We start from the raw sequence: 24,107 nt of genomic DNA, 5'->3' as shown, positions 1-24,107 counted from the left end.
CTCAAGCGTAGGCCAAGACGCGCTCTACGGTAGAGACGTGCTCAACATTCACGCGCTCGGAATTCGCGTCCTGGTCCTCGTACCCGGGCGTGCGGTTCCTGCTGTGTGAAAACGGATGGATCGCACGCCCAATCCCCAAGGCAAAGGCCGCTGGGGATTTTTTCATGAGATCCACCGATGAAACGAGAGGACCACACAGTGAAGGACACTGCGGCAACACAGACGATGAGCGGCGCTCAAGCGATCGTCGCGAGCCTGGAGGCTCTTGGCGTGAGCGATGTTTTCGGCATGCCCGGCGGAGCCATCCTCCCGACCTACGACCCCCTGATGAGTTCGAAACTCCACCACATCCTCGTGCGCCACGAACAAGGAGCCGCTCACGCAGCTGAAGGCTACGCTCTGGCAAGCGGAAAAGTCGGGTGCGCGATCGTCACCTCGGGGCCGGGCGCGACGAACACCTTGACTGCGATCGCCGACGCGAACATGGACTCCGTCCCCATGGTCGTCATCTCCGGCCAGGTCGGCGCCTCCTTCATAGGAACGGACGCCTTCCAAGAGGCCGACATTGTCGGCGCGGCGATGCCCCTCGCGAAGCACTCCTTCCTCGTCACCGACCCGAAGGACATCCCCTCCCGGATCGCAGAAGCCTTCATCATCGCCTCCTCGGGGCGCCCCGGTCCGGTCCTCGTGGATGTGACCCGCTCCGCTCAGACCGAGTCCCTCGAATTCTCCTGGCCACCGGCCATTGACCTTCCGGGCTTCAAGCTGCCCGCCAAACCCCACAAGAAGCAGGTCCGCGCAGCCGCTGAAGCGATCCTCTCAGCGAAAGCCCCCGTGTTCTACGTCGGCGGTGGCGTGATCCGCGCGAATGCTTCTCAGGATCTCGCACGCCTCGTCGATGCGACGAACGCACCAGTCGTCACGACCCTGACCGCCAGGGGCGCTTTCCCCGACTCGGATCGGCGCAACCTCGGCATGCCCGGAATGCACGGCACCGTCCCCGCAGTGGGCGCCCTGCAAAGGGCCGACCTCGTCATCGCCCTCGGGGCGCGTTTCGATGACCGCGTCACCGGTCGACTCGACTCCTTCGCCACAGGAGCGAAGGTCGTACACGTCGACATTGACGCCGCTGAAATCTCGAAGAACCGCTACGCCGATGTGCCGATCGTCGGTGATCTCGCTGAAGCGATCCCCGCCCTCATCACTGAGATCACCGCCTTGAAGAAGAAACGCAAACCTGCGGACATTTCGCAGTGGTGGGCCTACCTTGAGCGCCTGAAAGAGGAATACCCGCTCGGATGGGGCGCCCCGGAGGACGGGATGATGGCCCCGCAGGAGGTTTTGGAGAAACTCTCGAAGATCGTCGGCCCTGAGGCGATCTACGTGACGGGCGTCGGACAGCATCAGATGTGGGCCGCGCAGTTCATCTCCTACGAGGAGCCGCGTCATTTCCTGTCCTCGTGTGGACTGGGCACCATGGGCTACTGCATTCCGGCGGCCATGGGCGCGAAAGTCGCCCAACCCGACACAGTCGTGTGGGCGATCGACGGAGACGGCTCCTTCCAGATGACGAATCAGGAGCTCGCAACCTGCTCGATCAACAAGATCCCGATCAAGGTCTGCCTCATCAACAACTCCGTGCTCGGCATGGTGCGCCAGTGGCAGAACCTCTTCTACGGGCAGCGCTACTCGCACACGACCCTCAACCCCGACGAGGGCGAGCAGATCCCGAACTTTGAAATGCTCGCCACCGCCTACGGAATGGCAGCGAGAACCGTGCGCTCCATCGACGAGGTCAACGAAGCGATCGAATGGGCGATGTCCATTAACGACCGACCGGTCCTTATCGACTTCCGCGTCTCCAAAGAGTCGATGGTGTGGCCGATGGTCGCCGCAGGCGTGTCAAACGATGAAATCCGCTACGCACGGGACATGGCTCCCGATTGGGACCTGGAGGACTGAGAAATGGCTGAGATGCATACGCTTTCCGTTCTCGTGGAGAACAAGCCCGGCGTCCTCATGAGGGTTGCCGCACTCTTCGCTCGCCGCGGCTTCAACATCAAGTCCCTCGCCGTGGGGGAGACGGAACACCCCGAGATCTCGAGGATGACGATCATCGTCGAGGTCGATGAAGCCCCCTTCGAACAAGTGACAAAACAGCTCAACAAGCTGGTCAACGTTTTGAAGATCGTCGAACTCGATCCGGAGGAGAAGGTGGAACGCCGCCTCATCCTCTTGAAGGTGCGCGCCGACGAAACCCGTCGCACGAGCGTCTTGCAGGTGGTCGACCTGTTCCGAGCCCACGTGGTCGATGTGCAGACCGAAACGGTCGTTATCGAATCCATTGGCTCCCTTTCCAAGCTGGAAGCCCTCTTGCATTCACTTGAGCCTTTCGGCGTCACTGAAATCGTCCAATCGGGCGCCGTGGCCATCGGCCGCGGATCGCGTTCGATCACGGATCAACTGAAGGAGAAATGACAATGACCGAGATCATCTACGACGATGGCGCTGATCTGTCGATCATCCAGTCCAAGAAGGTCGCCATCATCGGCTACGGCTCGCAGGGTCACGCTCACGCGCTCAACCTCAAGGATTCGGGCGTCGACGTGGTGGTCGGTCTTCGTCCCGGCTCCTCCTCCTGGGAGAAGGCCGAGGCCGCCGGCCTTGAAGTGAAGGACGTTCCCGAAGCCGTCAAGGAAGGCGATGTCGTCATGATCCTGGTCCCCGACCAGGTGCAGCGCTTCGTCTACGCCGAGCAGATCGCCCCGAACCTCAAGCCCGACGCGGCACTGTTCTTCTCCCACGGCTTCAATATCCGCTACGGCTACATCGTGCCCGAGAAGGGACACGACATCTGCATGGTCGCCCCCAAGGGCCCCGGCCACACGGTGCGCCGCCAGTTCCAAGACGGCCGAGGCGTTCCCGCCCTCGTCTGCGTGGAGCAGGACGCCTCAGGTCAGGCGCTCGCCCTCGCCCTGTCCTACGCGAAGGGTATTGGTGCGACTCGCGCCGGCGTCATCGAAACGACCTTCACCGAGGAGACCGAAACTGATCTCTTCGGCGAGCAGGCGGTCCTGTGTGGCGGCGTTTCGCGCCTCATCCAGTACGGCTACGAGACCCTCACCGAGGCCGGGTACATGCCTGAGATGGCCTACTTCGAGGTTTGCCACGAACTCAAACTCATTGTTGACCTCATCAACGAGGGCGGTCTGACGAAGCAGCGCTGGTCGTGCTCCGACACCGCCGAATACGGCGACTACGTGTCCGGCCCGCGTGTTATTGGCCCGCAGGTGAAGGAAGCGATGAAGGAGGTTCTCGCCGATATTCAAGACGGGACCTTCGCGAAGCGTTTCATCGCCGACCAGGACAATGGTGGCCTCGAGTTCAAGGCTTTGCGCGCTGAGGGTGAGAATCATCCGATCGAGAAGACCGGTCAAAAGCTCCGTAAGGCTTTCGGCTGGACCTCGGTTGACACTGATTACACGGACGGCTCCGCCGCCCGCTGATCTCGTCTTCCGCTTGTTACTGGGCGGTGCGGCAGCTCTGAGCTGCCGCACCGCCCAGTCGCGTAATGAAGCTCTCCTGAAACGCAAGGACCTCGAGGCACAAGGGCGTCAAAGCGGGGAGCCTTGGAACGCAGGGACGCCCTCCCCACAGCTCGTGGATGATTCGAGGACGGCGACCAGTGGGCGGACGAGCCTGAAAGGGGGAGGCGCGCTTGCTGACAATTAGAGTCATGACGACTCTCAAGCTTGCAGTGATCCCTGGCGACGGCATCGGTAAGGAGGTCGTGCCCGAAGGCCTCAAAGTCTTGGGCGCCGTCCTCGAAGGCTCCGACATCACCCTCGAAACCACGAGCTTCGACCTGGGCGCGGATCGTTGGCACCGCACCGGCGACACCCTCACAGAAGATGACCTCGAGGCGATCAAAACGCATGACGCGATCCTGCTGGGCGCAGTCGGAGACCCCTCGGTCCCCTCCGGCGTGCTCGAACGCGGCCTACTCCTCAAGCTCCGCTTCGCCCTCGACCACTACGTGAACCTGCGCCCCTCGAAGCACTATGAAGGAGTGCCCAGCCCCCTCATGGCCCCCGAAGGGATTGACTTCATCGTCGTGCGTGAAGGCACCGAAGGCCTCTACTGCGGCAACGGGGGAGCCGTCCGCGTCGGCACCCCCCAGGAGATCGCGACCGAAGTGTCAGTCAACACGGCTTTCGGTGTTGAGCGCCTTGTCCGCTTCGCCTTCGAGAAAGCGAACGCCAGGCCCGCGAAGCACCTGACCCTCGTGCATAAACACAATGTCCTCGTCAACGCCGGGCACCTGTGGCGCCGTACCGTTGAAGCCCTCGGAGCCGAGTACCCCGAGGTTCGCGTCGACTACTGTCACGTCGATGCCGCCACGATCTATATGGTGAGCGACCCGCAGCGTTTCGACGTCATCGTCACCGACAATCTCTTCGGCGATATCCTCACCGACGAGGCCGGGGCCGTCACCGGTGGCATTGGGCTCTCCGCCTCCGGCAACATCAACCCTGAGGGGGCCTTCCCCTCAATGTTCGAACCCGTCCACGGCTCCGCCCCCGATATCGCGGGACAGGGTAAAGCCGATCCGACCGCCACGATCGCCTCCGTTGCGCTCCTCCTCGATCACATCGGACGCGCCGACCTCGCCACAAAGATCGAGGCCGCCATTGAATCCGATATGGCGGCGCGGGCCCATGCAGCAGCCACAGGGGCTCCGCTCGAACGCTCGACCTCGCAGATCGGCGACGCCCTCGTCGCAGCCCTCAACTGAGCAGGCAGATCCACTCAAAGTTCTCTTTTTTCCACCTCCCGCCCAGGGTCACATGACGGAACCCGGGCGGGAGGGGCGCATTACGGCAATATGCTGGAGGCAATCGATTCCTAGGAGCACCCATGTCGACAACGCACGTCCCGACAGAACTCGAAGCTCTTTCCGAGCTGGAGATCTCCACCGCTGAGGAACTCGCAGGCCGATTCCCCCTGACCCTGAATGAGAATCCGGCCTCCCAAGCCGACTATGAACAGGTCATGTCCGAACTCACCTTCGGCAACAAGTTCACCGACCACATGGCGCATATGCGATGGACGAAGGAAGAAGGCTGGAGCGAGCGAGGAATCATCCCCTACGGCCCCCTCGCCCTCACCCCAGGTGCTGCCGTCCTCCACTACTCACAAAGCGTCTTCGAAGGCATTAAGGCCTACCGTCACGCCGACGGCTCCATTTGGACTTTCCGCCCCGCCTACAACGCTGCGCGCCTCAACCATTCGGCTTCACGTCTCGCCCTGCCGAAGGTTGATCGCGATGATTTCCTCGCTTCCCTCGTCGACTACGTCCGCGCCGATGAGAAATGGGTCCCCACAGGAGATGGCACCAGCCTCTACCTGCGCCCTCTTCTCTTCGCTTCTGAGGAGTTCCTGGGCGTTCACGCTTCCAGTGTTGTCGACTACTACGTGATCGGCTCCCCTTCGGGCCCCTACTTCACCTCCGGCTTCACCGGCGTTGCGATCTGGGTTGTGAAGGGCTACCACCGGGCGGGCCCCGGAGGCACGGGTTCTGCCAAGTGCGGCGGGAATTATGCGGCTTCCCTTATGCCGCAGCTGCAGGCGGCCGAGAAGGGCTTCTCCCAGGTCTGCTTCCTTGACACATACGAGGAGAAATACCTTGAAGAGCTTGGCGGTATGAACATGTTCGTCGTCATGGCTGATGGCACTGTCCGCACCCCCGAGCTCACAGGCGTCATCCTCGAAGGCGGCACCCGCTCTGCGATCTGCAAGATGCTGCGCTCTCAAGGCACACCCGTGCGTGAAGAGATGATCGCTCTCGATGAGCTGGTTGCGGGAATCCGCTCGGGCGAGGTCGCGGAGGTTTTCGCCTGCGGCACGGCGGCGGTCGTCACTCCGATCACTCGCCTCGCGAACGACGACTTTGACGTGGAACTCCCGGTCGGCGAGACCACGAAGCGGATCCACAAGCAGCTCACCGACATTCAAATGGGCTACGCGCAAGACCCCTTCGGGTGGATGTACCGATTGGTGTGAACGAATGCCCTGCAGACGTCCAGCGTGCGGTCTTCGCAGGTTCGGGGTAAGCGCGACTCCTAGGCTGAAGCCAGCACCCGAATGAAGGAGAATCCCATGAGCCGCCAGCTCCGTTCCGCCACATCGACCCACGGCCGCAATATGGCGGGCGCCCGTTCCCTCTGGCGGGCAACAGGCATGGGCGACGAGGATTTCGGCAAACCGATCATCGCCGTCGTCAACTCCTTCACCGAATTCGTCCCTGGCCACGTCCACCTGCGCAATATCGGCAAACTCGTGTCCGATGCGATTAGCGCGGCGGGAGGAGTCGCCAAGGAGATGAACACGATTGCGGTCGATGACGGCATCGCAATGGGCCACGGCGGGATGCTCTACTCCCTGCCCTCGCGCGAACTCATCGCGGACTCCGTCGAATACATGGTGAACGCCCACTGCGCAGACGCGATGGTCTGCATTTCGAACTGCGACAAGATCACCCCCGGAATGCTCATCGCCGCGATGCGCCTGAACATCCCGGTCGTCTTCGTGTCGGGAGGCCCGATGGAGGCAGGGAAGAACATTGATCCTTCCGCGATCATCGGCCCCGCGCACAGCGGTCACGGCAACCTCGTCACCGTCATGAACGCGACGGCCAATGACGCGGTCTCCGATGAAGAACTCCTCGCCATCGAGAAGCTCGCCTGCCCGACCTGCGGCTCCTGCTCGGGAATGTTCACCGCGAACTCCATGAACTGCCTGACCGAAGCGCTCGGCCTGTCCCTGCCGGGCAATGGCTCAACCCTCGCGACCCAGGTCGCACGCCGCGATCTGTTCTTGCGAGCCGGCGAACTCATTGTCGACCTGTGCAGGCGCTACTACGAGGAGGAAGACGACTCGGTCCTGCCCCGTTCCATTGCGAGCGTGGAGGCCTTCCGCAATGCGATGACCCTCGACATGGCGATGGGCGGCTCATCCAATACGGTCCTCCACTTGCTCGCCGTCGCACACGAAGGCGGAGTCGACTTCGACCTGGAGGACATTGCTGAACTCGGCCGCAGCGTCCCCTGCCTGTCGAAGGTCGCGCCGAACCACAACGACTACCACATGGAGGACGTCCACCGGGCCGGAGGGATCCCCCGAATCCTCGGTGAACTCGACCGAGGCGGCTTCCTCTCCCACAAGGTCCACACGATCCACTCACCCTCGCTCTCCCAATGGTTGGGGGAGTGGGACCCGAAATCTCAGAGCGTGTCTGAAAAGGCCATCGCATTGTGGAAAGCCGCTCCCGGTAATGTGCGCACCACCGAGCCCTTCTCAACCTCAAACCAGTGGAGCGAACTCGACCTGGATGAAGTACAGGGCTGCGTGCGCGACATTGAACACGCCTACACCGCGAAGGGCGGACTCACCGTCCTTTCCGGCAACCTCGCCCCCGAGGGCGCGATCATCAAGGCCGCAGGCATCGACCCCTCCCTCTTCCACTTTGAGGGCCGAGCCCGCGTCATGGAATCCCAAGAAGAAGCGATCGAGAAGATCCTCGACAAGACCGTCCAGGCCGGAGACGTTGTTGTCATCCGCTATGAAGGGCCTGCAGGGGGCCCGGGCATGCAGGAGATGCTCTACCCGACCTCCTTCATTAAGGGACGAGGGCTCGGCAAGGCCTGCGCACTCATCACCGACGGCCGCTTCTCGGGCGGGACCTCGGGAATCTCCGTGGGGCACATCTCGCCCGAAGCCGCTGACGGCGGCCTCATCGGCCTCGTCGAGGACGGCGACCGGATCATCATCGACGTGAACGAAGGACTCTTGCTCCTTGACGTGCCCGAAGAGGAGATCGAAGCTCGCCGGGCCCGTGAAGAAGCGCGTGAACACCCCTGGACCCCGAAGAGTCGAGACCGCCTCGTCTCTCCGGCGCTCCAGCTTTACGCGGCCACCGCGATGTCCGCATCGAAGGGCGCCGCACGAGACGTGTCGCGCGTGCTCCGATAAGGCCCAGCGCATCAAAGCCCTACTCGGACTCTTCTGAGTTCTTCTTCCTTTGAGTTCTTCGTCGACAGGAACGAACATGCCCGAACACGTCGCACTTTACGACACGACCCTTCGCGACGGCGCCCAGCAGGAGGGGATCTCCCTATCAGTCGCCGATAAGCTCGCAGCCCTGCCGATCCTTGACGATCTTGGAGCCGACTTCATTGAGGGCGGCTGGCCGGGGGCGATCCCGAAGGACACCGTCTTCTTCGAACGTGCTCGCTCCATCAGGATGCGTCACGCGCGCCTGGTCGCCTTCGGTGCGACGACGAGGCCGGGAGTCGCGGCAGCTGAGGACCGGCAAGTGCGGGCCCTCCTTGACTCGGGCGCGCAGATCATCACCCTTGTCGCGAAGTCTGATGTCCGCCACGTCAAGAGGGCTCTGCGCACCAGCGAGGACGAGGGCCTGCGCATGGTGCGCGACACTGTCGCCTTCCTCTCGGAAGAGGGGATTGATGTGATGGTGGACCTCGAGCACTTCTTCGACGGGCTTGCCTACGATCCGGACTACGGTATGTCCGTGATGATGGAGGCGGCGCTCGCCGGAGCGGTCGCGGTGATCCTGTGCGACACGAACGGCGGCAGCCTCCCTTCTCAGGTTTCACAGGCGATGAGGCGCGCGCGAGCAATCCTCGATGACGCCGGGTGCACGGGCGTCGTCCTCGGTATTCATGCGCATAACGACACGGGGTGTGCGGTCGCGAATACGATTGCGGCGGTCGAGGCCGGAGCTCGTCAGATTCAAGGAACCGTCAATGGTTACGGGGAGCGGACCGGGAATGCGAATCTTTTAACCTGCGCTGCAAACCTGCAGCTCAAGTGTGGATTCGACGTGATTCCTGAAGAATCGCTGGCGAAACTTGAATCGGTGTCGCGGCGCATATCGGAGCTCGTCAACATCGCCCCCTTCCCGCGTGAACCTTATGTTGGCGATTCCGCTTTCGCGCATAAGGCCGGTTTGCACGCCTCAGCGATCCGCGTCGATCCTGACCTTTACCAGCACATCGATCCGGCCACTGTTGGCAACGGCATGAGGATGCTCGTTTCTGAAATGGCCGGAAAGTCCTCGATCGAACTCAAAGCCGAAGAGCTCGGCATTGATTTGGAGTCGCTTCCCAATGCTGCGGCTCGTATTGCCGTGAAGGTGAAGGAACGCGAGGCGGCGGGCTACACCTATGACGCGGCCGACGCCTCCTTCGAACTACTTGCCTTGAACGAACTCGGGCGCCTCCCGCGCTTCTTGAGGGTCGAGTCCTGGAAAGTCATGTCGCAGGAGATCACCGAGGTTAAGGGCGAGCCTTTCGCCCAGTCCGAAGCGACGGTGAAGATCCACACGGATCGGCGCCACATCCGAACTGCTGAGGGTAATGGCCCGGTGAACGCCCTCGACCGAGCTCTTCGCCATGTCATGACTCGCGACTACCCCGTGTGCGCGGACTTTGAACTCGCTGATTTCAAGGTGCGTATCCTCGACGAGGAACGCGCCGGAACTGATGCGACGATCCGTGTGCTCATTGAGATGAGTGATGGTCACCGCTCTTGGTGGACTGTCGGTATCGGTACCGATGTCATCGAAGCGTCCTGGGAGGCTCTTTTCGAAGCCTACTGGTGGGGCCTGCTGCGTTCGGGAGCGGACTCTTTACTCATTGAATAGGAGCGGACTCTTTGCTCATTGAATAGGATGGCGAGGCCTCTTTCCCGGGCAGCGAGAACACGGCCTTATCGGCGGGGAGTGAGGCTCGCGCGCCTCTTCGCGGGTGGGCAGTGAGAACGCACCCGGTGGAAAAGGAAGATTGCCACAAGGATGTGCCTGGCGCGATTCGGGTTCAGCCGATCGTGCGGGAGGCCCAGGGGGTGCAGGAATCAGCGGCGTGCGGAAGGGGTCAGCGGCGCATGCGAGAATCAATGACGCGTGCAGGGATTAGTGACGAAGGAAAAGAAGGAGGGACACCCCTCAACTCGTGCGTTTGTGCTGTGATGAGGGAGAATCATCACCATGCATGGTGAATACAAGGTTCCCGGAGGCAAGCTCGTTGTCATCGACCTCGAAGTCGACCAGGATGCCCTCGTCGATGTGACGCTCTCGGGTGATTTTTTTCTCGACCCCGATAGCGCTCTGACACGGATGACGCAGGCCCTTGAAGGGGTGTGCGCATCCGCCTCCGCCAAAGAGATCGCCGAGCTCGTCGAAGCCTCCCTTGAATCCGATGATGTCCTCATGGGCATCACCCCCGCAGCTGTGGGCGTTGCAGTGAGACGCGCTCTCGGGCATGCCTTGAGCTGGGAGGACATCGATTTCGAGGTGATTCACGGTCCGGTCGTTGACCCGATGGTGAATGTCGCCTTGGACGAGACCTTGGTTGAGGATGTCGCAGCCGGAAGACGCAAGCCTTTCATGCGATTGTGGGAATGGAACGGCCCGCAGGTCGTCATCGGCTCCTTCCAGTCCTACCAGAACGAAATCCAACCCGAAGGAGTGGAACGACACGGCATCTTGGTGTCGCGCCGAGTCACAGGTGGCGGAGCCATGTTCATGGAGCCTGGCAATTGCATCACCTACTCGCTGGTCGTCCCGACCGCCCTCGTCGAGGGGATGAGCTTCGAACAGTCCTATCCCTTCCTCGATCAATGGGTCATGGAGGTCTTGGAGAAGGTCGGAATCAAAGCGAAGTACGTGCCCCTCAACGACATCGCTTCCGAGGTCGGCAAGATCGGTGGGGCCGCTCAAAAACGCTGGTCGAATGGCTACATGGTTCACCATGTGACGATGGCCTACGACATTGATGCGGAGAAGATGAACGAGGTCTTGCGCATCGGCATGGAGAAGATCCGCGATAAGGGGACGCGTAGCGCAGTCAAACGCGTTGACCCCATGCGTTCACAGACGGGCCTTCCCCGAGAGACGATCCTCAAGGCCTTTTACGACCATTTCACGCAGAAGTACCGCGCGACCCCCAGTGAGATCACGGAAGCGGATCTTGCAAAGGCCGAGGAGCGCTGTGTCACGAAGTTCGCGACCGAAGAGTGGACGCACCGGATTCCCTGATCGGCTTGGGCGGCCTCGGTGAGCCGCGAGGGCGGAGCTTCCTGAGTGTTCGGCGGTGCTCAATCGCGAGGCCGACGTTCGCCAAACACTGCGGTGCCGATCCTCACGATGCTCGCCCCCTCCGCGATCGCCCATTCGAGATCTGCGGACATCCCCATGGAGAGTTCGAGGCCGCGCAACCCGGTCGCAGCTTCGGTTCGCTCGCAAATCGAACGCAGCTGAGCGTAGGCGGCGCGAACATCCTTTTCAATGGGCGAGTTCAAACCGACGGTCATGAAGCCGCAGAGCCTGAGGTGTTCGGCTCCGAGCGCTGCATCGACGAGGGCATCCACCTCGCTGGGGTGGCACCCGTGCTTGGTCTCTTCCCCGGAGACATTCACTTCGAGGAAGATGGGGACTTCCCGATTGGCTCGAGCATTGATCTTCTCAACGAGGACGGGACAATCCACTGATTCGATCGCATCGACGCATCCCAGCGCGTGATTGATCTTGTTCGACTGTAAGGGGCCGATGAGGTGGAGCTCAGCTCCTTCGACTTGTCGGATCGCTGTGACGGTGTTTCGAGCCTCCTGGACGCGATTGTGGCCGAGCAGAATCGGACGGCCCAATTCGGCAAGGACGTGGGCGGCTTCGTAGCATTCCTCGGGGGTCCTCGTCTTCACTGCGAGTTCGAGCTTCACCGGATCTGGCCTGCCCGCTTTGTCTCGGGCGTTTTCAATACGTACCAGGGCCTGTTCGATTCCGCTGCGGATGCTCATGGGGATGATCCTAGAACGAGGTGCCCATGCCTGTGCCCGTGCCCTTGAACCCCGCCCCTGCGCAGGTGCGAGCCTCCGGGCGAAGACAGAGGATTGCGTGCTGGTCGTCCAGATATCAGGCTGGAGCGCCGGATGCTCCGCGCGGTGGAGGAGCCGTAAGAGGATGCCCAGTTCGCGTCTTCGTGTGCCTGGGCCCCGTCCTCGTTCGTCGCAGTGCGTGCGCACTCGAGGCGAAGGCCTCTGAGCAGAATCAGGGATCACTCAGGGACACGCCTCATGTGCTTTCGCAAGAAGTGGAGAATAATTGAAGGCTCTGGTGAGTGTCACTCAGGCTTCGATAAGGAGGACGAAATGCGCACCCTGCTCAACATCATCTGGTTCCTCTTCGGAGGGGTGTGGCTCTGGCTCGGCTACATGTTCTTCGGGATCATTGCCTGCATCTTCATCGTGACGATCCCTGCGGGTATCGCATCCTTCAGGATCGCGAGCTACGTGCTCTGGCCTTTCGGTAAGCGCGTCGTCGACATGCCGAACGCGGGTGCGGGCTCAGCGCTCATGAACATCGTCTGGTTTTTCGTCGCGGGCCTATGGCTCGCACTCGGTCACGTCATGACGGCTCTGGCCCAGTCGATCACGATCATCGGCATCCCCGTTGCAATCGCGAATATCAAGATGATTCCGATCACCTGCTTCCCCTTCGGGAAGATGGTCGTCACAGATCCCAAGGCGATCATCTGATTGGACGAAGACCTCGCTGCTGGGCGAGAAGAGAGCAGAGCAGAAGAAAAGAATGGAGAACTTAGGGGCGATCGTGGTGATTGAGGCCTGATTGGGGCCTTGAACTTGGTGCTAGCAAGGAGGAGTGGCGCTCAGCGCCCTCACCCCTCTTCAAGACCAGCCGCAGGGATCGGCTCGCCCTGCGCGTCGAAACTTGGGGCATCGCCCTCGGGTCCGAGGGCAGGGACCTCAGGCACCCCGAGGGAGAACACCGTATCGTGGGTCACGATCCGTGCAATCTCAAGGTCGGAGGTGACGCCCTCGCCCGAAGCGAGAGCCGCGAGGACAGGGCGAAGGACTGGACGCTCACCCGCCCAATAGGAATCGATGAGCGTCGGAATGTACTGAGCACGCGTCACAACGAATCCACCCTCAGGGGACTGCGTGAAGACGAAACGGGCGGTCACGCCCTCGTGCGAACGCCGATACTCGAAGGGTGGCGTCGCCACCATGTTCCCCAGGCCGTAGACGACCCACTTCCCATTGACAATGGACCATGGCTGGACGACGTGAACGTGGTGCCCGTACACGAGGTCAATCGCATCACTGGCCGTGAGAGCCTCGGCGACCTCAAGCTGCTGGGCGTTCGGCTCGGCAACATACTCTTCGCCCCCGTGGACGGCTGCGAGCACGATGTCTGCGCCCGCCTCTCGTGCGGCCTGCGCCCTTGAGATCATGTCCTCCACGTCGAGGAAAGCGACCGACCATTCCTGCCCCTCGGGAAGGGGAATCCCATTCGTTGAATAGGTGCCGGACACGACCCCGATCCGCACCCCTTCTTGGCTCGTGTAGATCGTCGGGGTGGAGCGCTCTTCGGGAGAGCGGAAGGTCCCTGTGTGAAGAATCCCGACCTCGTCGAACTTGCGCAGAGTCGTCTCAATGCCGCCGAATCCTTGATCGAGTGAATGGTTCGAAGAGGTCGTGCACAGGTCCCACCCGGTTTCGGCGATGGCTGCGGCCACTTCCTGAGGGGCTGCGAAAACGGGATAGCCGCTCGGTTCTACACCTTCGGGGGCGAGGGGCACTTCCTCGTGACAGATCGCAAGATCTGCGCTTTCGATGGTCGAGCGGATAGGGCCGAAGAGGACGGAAAAGTCGTAGGGGCCGCGACCTGTTTCGTAGGCGACCTGGGCGGCGGAGTCCCACAGTCCCGAGTGCCAGAGGAGGTCTCCACTCATCACGACGGACAGAGTGCGGGGCTTAAAAGGCTGAGGTTTGTCTTGAGTCTGCGAATCGGAAGACTGAGGAGAAGCGGCGGATTGATCGGATTGAGACAGAGCGTCGATCGGACCCCCGGGCGCCAGCGGCAGGGCGTAGATGACCATGAGGACGCAGGAGAGGATGAGGGCGCAGATGAACGCAAGACCACTGCCGCGCGGAAGACGGAGACGAGGCCTTGGTGTGATCTGGGACATAGTGTGATCGTATCTGTCACCTCAAGAAAAGGTGCGCTCTACGCATCGCAAAGGCACATGAGTTCGCCTCTGCTACTTCGGGCTCGCTGAACTTGCTGAGGGGGCGAGAATCTACAGTCCTTCTCCTAGAAATGAAGATCTTCCCACCGATGGGTCCTTCTTTCCTTCGACCCGCTCAGCTGATCAACAGACGTCCCCAGTGAGGGGGAGCGTATTGAGGCCCAGTCGCTTCGCCTCGGCAAGGAGCCTCGCATCGTGCGTTAAGAAAGTGACAGGATCTCGAGGAGAATCAATGGTCAAGGCCGTCGCAAGATGAATCGCATCAAGAGACTTTAATGATCCTGTGAGGGTACAAGCGCGTTCAACGACAGCATCGTCGATGGGGAGCAGGTAGAGCTCGCGGAGGTATTCATTGACATCATCAAGTGCAAGCCCGTTTCTGCGCATCAAACGAATCAGTTCGACTTCAAGGAGTCTGGATGAGGCAAAAAAGTTGTCCTTCCCGAGATCATGGAGGATCTGGTTCGCTTCCTGGGCATGTTCCTGGTTGAGGAAGATAAGGCCGACGAAGGACGTGTCGAGATAGATCACGACAGTTCCTCACGATCCTCAGCGAGGAGGCTCTCTAAGCTGACTCCCTCGGGCAAGGGGTGCACTGTCGGAACAAAATGCCCCTGTCGTGTCGGCACTCTGACCTTCCCCTCGCGCACGAGTCTTTCAAGAGGGGTTTCGTCCGTGTCAAGGGGCACGAGGCGCGCGACGGGGCGACCTCGGTCGGTGATAGTAACGGCGCGGCCGGAGTCGACGACTGCGTGGACGATTCGCCCCGAATGCTGGTTGAGCGTGCGCAAAGAGATCGTTGCTTCGAGGGAGAGGGGGGCGGCAGCCATAAGGCAAGGCTACCTCTCCAATGTTCTACATGTAAGACTTGCGTGTCATGTGAGAGTCGATTGCACGTCTCGAGACTGACGATGTCCGGCCACGGAGGGTGGTGTTTGCCGCCGTGCCGGTGTTGTGCGAAGCGCCTCGTCACATCCTTCGCCTGTCCGAGGTAGCCGATCACCTCGGCCCGACGTCGAGGAGCCGCAGGGCGAGGCCACCGCGCCGATCGGACTCATCCAAATCGACCAGAGCCGTAATCCTCCAGTCCCCATCGCCCTTAGGATCAGCGAGGGTCTGAGTGGCGAGCCAAAAGCGGCCCGGCGTGGCATGCTCCGCGGCCTCCTCGTCTCCTGCAGCGGCAAGATCCGCGGCGTTCGGCTCCTCATTAATCACGCACATACTGGCCGAACGAGCCGCCTGATCAATACCGATCCAGTCGTACTCCGCCCAATAGCGGGCGAGCGCATCATCCCAGCGAGCCTCATCCCAAGCCGAATCCGAATCCTCACGGGCCAAAGCCTCCACCGCGTCGCGACTCATGAGCTCGACATGGTGGAAGAGAGCCTTGCGGACGGTGGTGCGCAGCGCATGAAGGTTCGCACTGAAAGCGACACTCCCGTCCTCGTTAGCGCCGAAAGCGAGCTCCGTGCCTACGGTCTGCGAATCGGGTGTCATCTCGCGGCCCTCGGCGAGCGCCTCCCACTCGTCCAAGAGGGACGAGTCGACAGCCCGGATCAAAGCGTGGAGCCACTCGATAATCGCCTGGACCTCCTGCGTCATCGCAGAATCCGGGATAATCTGACGCATCGCCCGATAAGCGTCGGAGAGGTAGCGCAAGATCACGCCCTCAGAACGCCCGAGATCGTAGCGGGACACGAGTTCCGTGAAGGTCATGGCGTTCTCCACCATTTCACGCACCACGGACTTGGGGGAGAGCTCGAGCGCTCCGACCCAAGGATTTGCCTTCACATAACTCGTAAAGGCGCCGCTCAATAACTCTTCAAGTGGACGAGGCCAGCTCACCTCCTCCAAAGCCTCCATCCTCTCCTCGTATTCCATGCCCTCGGCTTTCATCGCGGCCACGGCCGCGCCCTTGGCAGCAGACTGCTGTGCGAAGAGCAAAGGACGAGGATCTTCTAAAACGGACTCGATGACGGACACAACATCGAGGGCGAAATCGGGGGACTCAGGGTCGAGCAGATCCATCGCAGCGAGAGCGAAGGGTGAGAGGGGCTGATTGAGGGCGAACTCATCGGGCAGATCCCCAGCGGCGCGCAGACGAGGGCGACCATCGCGCACAGCCTGCTCAGTGGAAACATGCTCGACCACTCCGGCGACCCTCATCGAGGAGTAGATCTCGCCCAGACGACGCAGATGAGGATTCACCTCGCTCGGGGGATCATCGTTATGGCGAGCGAGGAAGACAAGATGCTCACCCGGGTCCCTCTGCGCCTTCTGCGCGCCCGCGAGCACGTTGAGCACCATCGAATGAGTGAAGGCGAATTGTGAACGCAAACGCTCTGGCGACTCGGAGAGAAGACGCTCATAAGTCCCCTTCGTCCACGAGATCGTCCCGTCCGCAGGGCCCTTGCGTTTCTTCTGGGCCTTCTTTTTCGCCTTCTTCAGATCCCGTGCATCCCTCGCGGCCTCCTGAGCGGCGGTCAAACGGGCGCGCTCGCGGGCGGCCTCGACCTCGTGCTCAGGAGCGAGGACCCTGACGAAACCGATCGTGTCAAAACCGGCGCGGCCCGCGCGCCCTGCGATCTGGTGGAACTCCCTGGCAGAAAGATGACGCATCCTCTTCCCGTCGAACTTCACGAGGGAGGTGATGAGGACAGTACGGATCGGCACATTGATTCCGACTCCGAGAGTGTCGGTGCCGCACACGATCGGCAAGAGTCCCTGCTGGGCGAGGCGCTCCACGAGGCGACGATAGCGCGGGAGCATCCCCGCATGATGGACGCCGATCCCCTGGGAGAGCAGGGATTTTAAAGTTTGGCCGAAACCCCGGCCGAAAGACACTGAGCGCAGTTCCGCTGCGATCTTCTCTCGCTTCTCCTTGTCGATGAGCTTTCGTTTGTCGAAGGACTGCGCCGTCGTCACAGCATCCTTTTGTGCGAAGTGAACGATGTAGACCGGCCAACGGCCCTCTTTTAAAAGACGCTCGACCGTGTCTTCCAGACGATCGACGACGTACTCGAACTCTAAGGGGACGGGGCGTTTCGCGTCGTCAACGAGTCCGACCTCGCGTCCGGTGCGTTCCTTCCACGCCTTTTCGAAGGTGCTCGTGTCGCCAAGGGTTGCCGACATCGCGATGAACTGCGGTTCGCTCAACTCCAGTAGGGGAAGCTGCCAGGCCCAGCCGCGCTGAGGATCCCCATAGAAGTGGAACTCGTCCATGACGATCATGTCCGCATCCAAGGAGGGGCCGTCGTGAAGAGCCTGATTCGCGAGGATTTCAGCAGTGCAGCAAATGATGGGGGCATCAACGTTCAAGGAGAAGTCACCGGTGATCATTCCGACGTTCTTTGCGCCGAAAAGGGCGACGAGGTCGAAGAACTTCTCCGACACCAGGGCTTTGAGAGGCGCGGTGTAGTAGCTGCGTCCACCCTGCGCCATTGACACGAAGTGGGCGGCGAGGGCGATCATCGACTTGCCCGACCCCGTCGGAGTCGCTGCGATCACGTGCTTGCCGTCGAGGATCTGCATGAGGGACTCGTCCTGATGCGGATACAACGGTCTCCCATTCGATTCAGCCCACGAAGTGAAGGCCTCATAGAGGGCGTCGATGTCGTCAAGAGAGCCATCGTCCTCGAGTTCGTCGAGGAGGTCATTGAGGGGAGCCGTCATATCCTCATTATCCGTGCAAGCCGTGGGGCTTTCCTGATCCTCGCCCCTCGAGTCCCACGTGCTGACCCTTGACAAGCTCCTTTTCGCACTTATGGGAGCCTGATCAGGTCCTATTGACGAACCACCGCATCGGTGGAGGAGAAAGGAGTGCGGCGTGGAAGATCTCGCAAACCAAATCCTGGTGGTCGCGGACTGGCTCACATTGCATGTGACGGTCTGGCTTCTCGTCGGGACTGGCCTCTTCCTCACGATCACATCCCGCGCCGTTCAACTCCGTCATTTCCCGAGCATGATCCGCGCGGTCACGGGCTCGCGTCAAGGAGCGAAGGGAGGTATCTCCTCCTTCCAGGCCTTCACGATCTCCCTCGCCGCGCGAGTCGGTGTCGGCAATGTTTTCGGCGTAGCCGCTGCCCTGCTCATGGGCGGGCCAGGCGCGATCTTCTGGATGTGGATCGTTGCCCTCGTCGGCATGGCGACCGCCTTCTTCGAAGCGACCCTCGCGCAGATATTCAAAGTCCGTGCCGCAGATGGCTCTTTCCGCGGCGGCCCTGCCTACTACATCTCTCTGGGAATGAAGAACAAGGCACTCGCCACGGTATTCGCAATCATCACCGTCGTGACCTGTGCTTTCGTCATCACCTCGGTTCAGTCGAATGCGATCGCCGGCACTGTGCTCTCCGCCCTCGGCGATGCAGGGGACGATCCAGCGCTCTGGGGGCTCTCGCAGGCGCAGCTCATTATCGCCGCGCTCCTCTTCGTGTTCTCCGCGATGGTGATTTTCGGTGGGATCCGCACAGTCGCCCGCGTCACCGAATGGATGGCCCCGATCATGGCGACGATCTACGTCATCATGGTCGCGATCATTGTCGTCATGAACATCGACCAGTTCGGTACGGTCCTTGCCCAGATCATCCGAGGGGCCGCAGCTCCCGCTCCCATCGTGGGTGGACTAGGAGGCGGAATCTTCGCCGCCCTCATCAACGGTACGAAACGCGGGCTCTTCTCCAATGAAGCAGGCCAGGGGACCGCGCCGAACGCGGCTGCGACCGCGACCGTGTCGCACCCAGTGACGCAGGGACTCATTCAATCGCTCGGGGTCTTCATTGACACGATCGTCGTATGCACCGCCACCGCCTTCGTCATCCTCATCGCAGGCCCGGAGGTCTGGGGCGCTCAAGGCGCGAATCCAGCGAACCTCACCTCACTTGCCGTTGCCCATGAACTTGGCGCATGGACGATCATGCCGATGGCGATCCTGATCTTTGTTCTCGCCTACTCCTCGATCATCGCGGCTTATGTCTATTCCGAAACGAATATGACCTTTGTGAGTAACACGAAGTGGGCAGTGTGGAGTGTCCGCGTCGTCTCGGTGTTTTCGGTGGTTCTCGGCGCTCTGGCCTCCCTGGACCTGGTGTGGAACACGGTTGATATCGCGATGGCCGTCATGACGGTGACGAACCTCGTGGCGCTCCTGAGCTTGTCGAAGTGGGGGCGTGGTGCTTTGCGCGATTATGAGCGCCAGCGTCGTGAGAAAGTGGCAGAGCCTGTCTTCAGCGGCGTAGACAACCCGCTTTTGCCCACAGATGTGCCCACGGACTCGTGGAGGGGATAACACGCGCACCTGGCAGCCAGCCTCGGTCAACGATGTCCCCACAGACTCCTGGACAGAAGAGGGGTGCTGCTTCTGAGCGGGGTGCTTGCAGAGGGCGCCAGGTTCTCGTGGTGGTCGCAACGGGGTCTTTGTGAAAGGGGTTCGTTGTGGCTGGTCTCGCTGGACTCTGAGACCTTGATGCCGTGGCACTTGTGGCCGAGCACGAACAATTCAGTCTCTTCGAACCCCGGGCGTCGATACAGCGCAGGGGTGGAGCACCGGGACGTTGAGCCCTTGAAGAGGAGACAAGCCACCCCACTTGTCCGACAAATTGCGGATTCGAGGGCGCTTCGCCGATGCACACACCCCACGAAGGAATAGGCTCATCCCATGAGAATCGTGCGCTTTTCTGATGGTGAATCACCCCGCTACGGCGCCCTCGAAGAGGGATCCAGCCGCATCGTCGTCCTCAAGGGCGACCCCCTCTTCAGCGAAATCGAACCCGATGGACGCATTGTCGAACTTGAAGAGGTTCGCCTCCTCTCACCCGTGATCCCCCGTTCGAAAGTCATCGGCATCGGCACGAACTTCGGCGAGGAGGTCCGCGTTCCAGGCTCGTCCGAACCTGAGACGATGCCCCCGATCTTCATGAAAACGAACACTTCGGTCATTGGCCCGGATGATCCGATCGTCTTGCCCAAGTGGAGCCAGGATGTGATCTACGAGGGCGAACTCGCTGTCGTCATCAAGTCCCTCGCGAAGGATGTGCCCCTTGACGAGGTCGACCAGGTGATCCTCGGCTACACCCTGTGCAACGATGTCACCGCCCGCGACGCAATGGACGGCGGCCCCTGGCTGAAAGGCAAGTCCTTCGACACTGCCTGTCCGCTCGGCCCTTGGATCGTGGTGGACCCCGAACTTGATGTGCAAAACCTTGTGATCTCCGGCAGTGTCGGCGATGCGCACACAACCGGCTCGACCGCGTACATGCTGCACACGGTCCGCGAACTCGTCGCCTACTGTTCGACCCTTTTCACCCTGCTCCCTGGAGATGTCATCACCACGGGCTGCCCGGGAGTGTCCGGACCGATCGAAGCAGGCGACACCGTTTCTTTCGAGATCCCCGAGATCGGTCGGCTCACGAACCCGGTCATTCGCCGATGAATACTCCGGGAGGAGAGTTCCACCCCGGTGGCGAGGGGCGAGGTGAAGCGTGGAAGCGCTGGCCTCGCCCCTCGGCGCTTGGCTGCTTTTTGCTGTGGTGCGGCGGTTTTGGCTGCTACTAGCTGTTGTTGCGCTGCTTCACTGTTGGCACGAATGCGGCTCGCTGTTGTTGCGCTGCTTCACTGTTGGCACGAAGACCTGCGGTTCTTTGCCGCGCCACGCCGTCCCTCACCCTGATGAACAGCTCGAGCCGATCCTCTTCACCCCTCAAAGGGATGCGATCACGCCAATGAGGCCCCTTGGATGAGGTTGAGCATCCGCTCAATGATCTCGGCGGTCACCTCATGCGAACACGCGAAGTTGAAACGAGCCCACTGCGAATAGTCCGCGCCAAGGCTCGCCCCCTCATTCACCGCGATTCCCGCAAGCTCGCGAATCTTTGCCGAAGGATTATCACCGAGGCCGAGCCCCTCAAAACCCCACCAACTGAGATAACCGCCCTCCGGGCGGGTGAAATCGATGGGGGAGTTCGCGATCGCCTGCTCGACGGCCTCCATATTGAGATCAATGTAGCGGCGAACTTCATCCTGCCAGGGATCTGTTTCACGATAAGCCGCGATCGTCGCGAGAGTGCCGATTGTGGACGCCCCGAATTGGAGCTCCGCGCCGACCCGATCCCAACGCTCGCGAAGCCTCTCATCAGGCACGATCAGCTGCGCGGAGGGCAGGCCCGCGATATTCCAGCCTTTGGAGGCCGCCGTCGCGGTCACAGTATGCGCCGCGAAGTCCGCGCCAAGGCTCGCATATGACACGAAGGGAACATCCGCGAGGACGAGAGGGGAGTGGATTTCATCGGAGAAGACAAGTACCTCGTACCCGGCGAGGAGTTTATGAAGCTCAGTGAGTTCTTCGACGGAGAACACGCGGCCGACAGGATTCCACGGATTACACAAGATCATGAGGCCCGCACCGGCCTCCAAGCCAGCTCGAATCCCCTCAAGATCAAGCATCCAGCCCCGCTGGCCTGCGGCTTCACCATGGAGGGAGGGAACCTCGATCACCGGATGGCCCAGGGCTTTCGGGATCGTGAGGAAGGGCATGTAGGCCGGAGTTGGGACGATCACGGGAGCTTGGGGTTGCAGGAAGTGTGTGATCACACTCCGGAGCGATGAGAGGACGGATTCGACAAGACGGACCTGTTCTGGTGCGATCTGCCAGCCGAAGCGCTGTGCCTGGAAAACAGTGGTTGCCTCGGCGAGTCTTGGGGCGAGCCACTTCGGCTGATAGCCCAGGAGGCCATTGCGGATCGCCGAGATCATCACTTCCTCAAGACGAGGAGAGGTGCCGAAATCCATTTCCGCGACCCACGCCCCGATCGTCGGCGCGCCCGTTGAACTCGTGATGCCGCTCCACTTCAGGGACCCGATGCGGCGCAATTGTTCGGGGGTGAAGGTCTGAATCATGAATGAACCTCGCTTGTGGGCGCTCAGAATCCTGTGCGGGCGATCCCTCAACAGGCTACGCCGCTCATCTTCGGTTCTCAGGACCGACCCCGCCCTCGTCTTTCCCGGAAGCGGCCTCGCCCTCGTCTTTCCTTAGGAGGACCCGTCCTCATCTCTTGGAACACCCCCTTGCTTCCAAGCCGATGAAGGCAATAGCGGGGAAGGAAGAGGCGTTTCCCGGAGTAGAATCGGCCCATCATGAGTGAAACGACAGCCTCCGGCGCCGAAGTGCGCGTTCGATTCTGCCCGTCCCCGACCGGTACCCCCCACGTGGGTATGGTGCGAACCTGCCTGTTCAACTGGGCATACGCGCGTCACACGGGCGGAACCTTCGTTTTCCGCATCGAAGACACCGATGCGGCCCGAGACTCCCAAGAATCCTTCGACCAGATCCTCGACTCCCTCAAGTGGCTCGGCCTCGACTGGGATGAGGGCGTGGACAAGGGCGGGGCGCACGCCCCCTACCGTCAGTCCGAGAGAATGGACATTTACGCCCAGGTCGCCGCGCGCCTCCTCGAAGCCGGTTACGCCTACGAGTCCTACTCGACCCCGGAAGAGATCGAAGAACGTCACCGTGCGAAGGGTGAAGACCCGAAGCTCGGCTACGACGGCTTCGACCGCACACTCAGTGAAGAGCAGATCGCCGCTTTCAAAGCCGAAGGTCGCAAGCCCGTTTTGCGCATGCGCATGCCCGATGAGGACATCACCTTCACTGACCTCATTCGTGGTGAAATCACCTTCAAAGCGGGCTCCGTCCCCGACTACGTCATCGTCCGCGCAAACGGCCACCCCCTCTACACTCTGGTCAACCCGGTTGACGACGCTCTGATGGAGATCACCCATGTTCTGCGCGGTGAGGACCTCCTGTCCTCGACTCCGCGTCAGATCGTCTTGTACCGCGCCCTCGAAGCGATCGGCGTCGCCAAGTTCATGCCGCGCTTCGGCCACCTCCCCTACGTGATGGGGGAGGGCAACAAGAAACTCTCCAAGCGTGATCCCGAATCGAACCTCCTTTTGCACAAGGAAGCCGGGATGATTCCCGAGGGCCTCAACAACTACCTCGCCCTCCTGGGATGGTCGATCGCGCCCGACCGCGACATCTTCACGATGAGTGAACTTGCTCAAGCCTTCGACATTGAGCAGGTCAACCCGAATCCGGCTCGTTTCGACTACAAGAAGTGCGTCGCGATCAACGCCGAGCACATCCGTCGTCTCGACGGCGAGGACTTCAAGAGGCGGCTCGTGCCCTTCCTCCAGCGCGATGGTCTCGTCTCGGCTCAAAGCTATGAAGAGCTTGGCGAGGACGAGAAGACGATCCTCGACCAGGCGGCTCCGCTCGCGCAGACCCGTATTCAGCTTCTCGGCGAGGTCGGGCCCCTCATGCGTTTCCTCTTCACCGGCGCCGAGTCGATTGAATACAACGAGAAGGCTCTTTCGAAGCTCAAAGAGAACGCTCACGAGGTCCTCAGGGCCGCGCGCGAGGTTCTTGAGGGGATTGAGGATTTCAGTGCTGCGGCGAGCAAGCCCGCCCTCGATGCGAAGCTCGTCGAGGAGATGGGTGTCAAGCCCCGCTTTGCCTTCGGTCCCCTTTTCGTGGCGATGACCGGCACGAATGTGTCCCTGCCGGTCGTTGATTCGATGGCGATCCTCGGTCGCGAAGAGGTCCTCAGGCGCATCGATCAGCTCCTGGTTCGGCTGGGCTGAGGTTTTGAGATTCTCCCAGCTGCGGGCGCGACCTCCGGGCCGCGCCCGCAGTGCATATGCCGCGTAAACGCAGCGATACTCCCCTGAGCCTGAGCCTGAGCCTGAGCCTGAGCCTGACCGTGAGCGTGAGTGGGAGTTGTGAGCGTGAGCGTGACCGTGAGCAGGAGTTGAGCTGTGAACGTGAGCAGAGCTGCGAAGGTGCTGTGAACGTGAGTTCGTGCTGTGAATCTGAGTTGGCGCAGCGAAGCCGAGCTGCGAACCCGATGTGAGCTGCGAAAGCGCTCTGAGCTCCGAAGCCGGGCAGAGCTGCGAATCCGATGTGAGCTGCGACAGTGCTGTGAGCTGTGA

At 61.2% G+C, this 24,107-nt stretch carries 18 protein-coding genes; 12 read left to right on the top strand and 6 right to left on the bottom strand.

The genetic code is table 11. The annotated features are described in order from the left end of the window. Positions 1-177 precede the first annotated feature (177 nt). The 8 genes from FFA61_RS05935 (at position 178) to lplAB (ending at position 11,116) form a co-directional block, all read left to right on the top strand. Positions 178-1,962: an acetolactate synthase large subunit gene (locus tag FFA61_RS05935; protein ID WP_005964582.1), complete on the top strand. Its 1,785-nt coding sequence runs from the start codon at positions 178-180 to the stop codon at positions 1,960-1,962. 3 nt (positions 1,963-1,965) lie between these two features. Then, the gene (gene ilvN / locus FFA61_RS05930; protein WP_005964579.1) at positions 1,966-2,478 is read left to right on the top strand and encodes an acetolactate synthase small subunit; all 513 of its coding nucleotides are present in this window, start codon (positions 1,966-1,968) and stop codon (positions 2,476-2,478) included. Between the two features lie 2 nt (positions 2,479-2,480). After that, the gene (ilvC, locus tag FFA61_RS05925; protein WP_040314188.1) at positions 2,481-3,506 is read left to right on the top strand and encodes a ketol-acid reductoisomerase; all 1,026 of its coding nucleotides are present in this window, start codon (positions 2,481-2,483) and stop codon (positions 3,504-3,506) included. A gap of 230 nt (positions 3,507-3,736) precedes the next feature. Further along, entirely contained in the window at positions 3,737-4,795 is a 1,059-nt protein-coding gene (locus FFA61_RS05920) for a 3-isopropylmalate dehydrogenase (RefSeq protein WP_005964570.1), read from the top strand. A 122-nt stretch (positions 4,796-4,917) separates the two neighbouring features. Continuing rightward, a complete protein-coding gene (locus FFA61_RS05915; RefSeq protein ID WP_005964567.1) occupies positions 4,918-6,063 on the top strand; it encodes a branched-chain amino acid aminotransferase in 1,146 nt (381 codons plus the stop codon). Positions 6,064-6,159: 96 nt separating this feature from the next. Then, entirely contained in the window at positions 6,160-8,031 is a 1,872-nt protein-coding gene (ilvD, locus tag FFA61_RS05910) for a dihydroxy-acid dehydratase (protein WP_040314186.1), read from the top strand. A 76-nt stretch (positions 8,032-8,107) separates the two neighbouring features. Then, the gene (gene cimA / locus FFA61_RS05905) at positions 8,108-9,724 is read left to right on the top strand and encodes a citramalate synthase (protein ID WP_005964561.1); all 1,617 of its coding nucleotides are present in this window, start codon (positions 8,108-8,110) and stop codon (positions 9,722-9,724) included. A 342-nt stretch (positions 9,725-10,066) separates the two neighbouring features. Next, entirely contained in the window at positions 10,067-11,116 is a 1,050-nt protein-coding gene (gene lplAB / locus FFA61_RS05900; RefSeq protein WP_005964558.1) for a lipoate-protein ligase LplAB, read from the top strand. Between the two features lie 59 nt (positions 11,117-11,175). Here the strand turns inward: lplAB and FFA61_RS05895 are convergent, their stop codons facing one another. Next, complete coding sequence (locus FFA61_RS05895; protein ID WP_005964555.1) at positions 11,176-11,874, bottom strand: YggS family pyridoxal phosphate-dependent enzyme; 699 nt, start codon at positions 11,872-11,874, stop codon at positions 11,176-11,178. Between the two features lie 351 nt (positions 11,875-12,225). Between FFA61_RS05895 and FFA61_RS05890 the strand changes: the two genes are divergently transcribed. Continuing rightward, on the top strand, positions 12,226-12,612 hold the full coding sequence (locus FFA61_RS05890; protein WP_040314184.1) for a YccF domain-containing protein: 387 nt from the start codon (positions 12,226-12,228) through the stop codon (positions 12,610-12,612). A gap of 140 nt (positions 12,613-12,752) precedes the next feature. On the opposite strand, the gene FFA61_RS05885 is transcribed toward FFA61_RS05890, so the two are convergent. The 4 genes from FFA61_RS05885 to FFA61_RS05870 form a co-directional block, all read right to left on the bottom strand. Beyond that, positions 12,753-14,066, bottom strand: coding sequence for a CapA family protein (locus FFA61_RS05885; RefSeq protein ID WP_005964543.1), 1,314 nt, complete (start codon positions 14,064-14,066; stop codon positions 12,753-12,755). A 183-nt stretch (positions 14,067-14,249) separates the two neighbouring features. Then, positions 14,250-14,657 (bottom strand): type II toxin-antitoxin system VapC family toxin, encoded by a 408-nt coding sequence (locus tag FFA61_RS05880; protein ID WP_005964541.1) that lies wholly within the window; start codon positions 14,655-14,657, stop codon positions 14,250-14,252. Continuing rightward, entirely contained in the window at positions 14,654-14,956 is a 303-nt protein-coding gene (locus FFA61_RS05875; protein ID WP_005964539.1) for a type II toxin-antitoxin system Phd/YefM family antitoxin, read from the bottom strand. The genes FFA61_RS05880 and FFA61_RS05875 overlap by 4 nt, the downstream gene beginning before the upstream one ends. Before the next feature lie 169 nt (positions 14,957-15,125). After that, the gene (locus tag FFA61_RS05870) at positions 15,126-17,798 is read right to left on the bottom strand and encodes a DEAD/DEAH box helicase (protein ID WP_005964537.1); all 2,673 of its coding nucleotides are present in this window, start codon (positions 17,796-17,798) and stop codon (positions 15,126-15,128) included. A gap of 154 nt (positions 17,799-17,952) precedes the next feature. Between FFA61_RS05870 and FFA61_RS05865 the strand changes: the two genes are divergently transcribed. Both FFA61_RS05865 and FFA61_RS05860 read left to right on the top strand, forming a co-directional pair. Beyond that, positions 17,953-19,410, top strand: coding sequence for an alanine/glycine:cation symporter family protein (locus tag FFA61_RS05865; RefSeq protein WP_005964536.1), 1,458 nt, complete (start codon positions 17,953-17,955; stop codon positions 19,408-19,410). Positions 19,411-19,779: 369 nt separating this feature from the next. Continuing rightward, a complete protein-coding gene (locus tag FFA61_RS05860; RefSeq protein ID WP_005964534.1) occupies positions 19,780-20,553 on the top strand; it encodes a fumarylacetoacetate hydrolase family protein in 774 nt (257 codons plus the stop codon). Positions 20,554-20,834: 281 nt separating this feature from the next. Here the strand turns inward: FFA61_RS05860 and FFA61_RS05855 are convergent, their stop codons facing one another. Continuing rightward, on the bottom strand, positions 20,835-22,016 hold the full coding sequence (locus tag FFA61_RS05855; protein WP_005964528.1) for a MalY/PatB family protein: 1,182 nt from the start codon (positions 22,014-22,016) through the stop codon (positions 20,835-20,837). A gap of 237 nt (positions 22,017-22,253) precedes the next feature. On the opposite strand from FFA61_RS05855, the gene gltX reads away from it, so the two are divergent. Then, a complete protein-coding gene (gene gltX / locus FFA61_RS05850; protein WP_040314182.1) occupies positions 22,254-23,759 on the top strand; it encodes a glutamate--tRNA ligase in 1,506 nt (501 codons plus the stop codon). Positions 23,760-24,107: the final 348 nt, after the last annotated feature.

Source organism: Schaalia cardiffensis F0333 (assembly GCF_005886435.1).
Lineage (GTDB): Bacteria > Actinomycetota > Actinomycetes > Actinomycetales > Actinomycetaceae > Pauljensenia > Pauljensenia cardiffensis.
Note: the sequence above shows the minus strand (reverse complement) of the source record. Positions and strands in the feature narration are given on the sequence as shown.

Bases quoted from the DNA above. Each gene is read 5' to 3' on its own strand.
- FFA61_RS05935 (WP_005964582.1), top strand. From the start codon at position 178: ATGAAACGAGAGGACCACACAGTGAAGGACACTGCGGCAACACAGACG.
- ilvN (WP_005964579.1), top strand. From the start codon at position 1,966: ATGGCTGAGATGCATACGCTTTCCGTTCTCGTGGAGAACAAGCCCGGC.
- ilvC (WP_040314188.1), top strand. From the start codon at position 2,481: ATGACCGAGATCATCTACGACGATGGCGCTGATCTGTCGATCATCCAG.
- FFA61_RS05920 (WP_005964570.1), top strand. From the start codon at position 3,737: ATGACGACTCTCAAGCTTGCAGTGATCCCTGGCGACGGCATCGGTAAG.
- FFA61_RS05915 (WP_005964567.1), top strand. From the start codon at position 4,918: ATGTCGACAACGCACGTCCCGACAGAACTCGAAGCTCTTTCCGAGCTG.
- ilvD (WP_040314186.1), top strand. From the start codon at position 6,160: ATGAGCCGCCAGCTCCGTTCCGCCACATCGACCCACGGCCGCAATATG.
- cimA (WP_005964561.1), top strand. From the start codon at position 8,108: ATGCCCGAACACGTCGCACTTTACGACACGACCCTTCGCGACGGCGCC.
- lplAB (WP_005964558.1), top strand. From the start codon at position 10,067: ATGCATGGTGAATACAAGGTTCCCGGAGGCAAGCTCGTTGTCATCGAC.
- FFA61_RS05895 (WP_005964555.1), bottom strand. From the start codon at position 11,874: ATGAGCATCCGCAGCGGAATCGAACAGGCCCTGGTACGTATTGAAAAC.
- FFA61_RS05890 (WP_040314184.1), top strand. From the start codon at position 12,226: ATGCGCACCCTGCTCAACATCATCTGGTTCCTCTTCGGAGGGGTGTGG.
- FFA61_RS05885 (WP_005964543.1), bottom strand. From the start codon at position 14,066: ATGTCCCAGATCACACCAAGGCCTCGTCTCCGTCTTCCGCGCGGCAGT.
- FFA61_RS05875 (WP_005964539.1), bottom strand. From the start codon at position 14,956: ATGGCTGCCGCCCCCCTCTCCCTCGAAGCAACGATCTCTTTGCGCACG.
- FFA61_RS05870 (WP_005964537.1), bottom strand. From the start codon at position 17,798: ATGACGGCTCCCCTCAATGACCTCCTCGACGAACTCGAGGACGATGGC.
- FFA61_RS05860 (WP_005964534.1), top strand. From the start codon at position 19,780: ATGAGAATCGTGCGCTTTTCTGATGGTGAATCACCCCGCTACGGCGCC.
- FFA61_RS05855 (WP_005964528.1), bottom strand. From the start codon at position 22,016: ATGATTCAGACCTTCACCCCCGAACAATTGCGCCGCATCGGGTCCCTG.
- gltX (WP_040314182.1), top strand. From the start codon at position 22,254: ATGAGTGAAACGACAGCCTCCGGCGCCGAAGTGCGCGTTCGATTCTGC.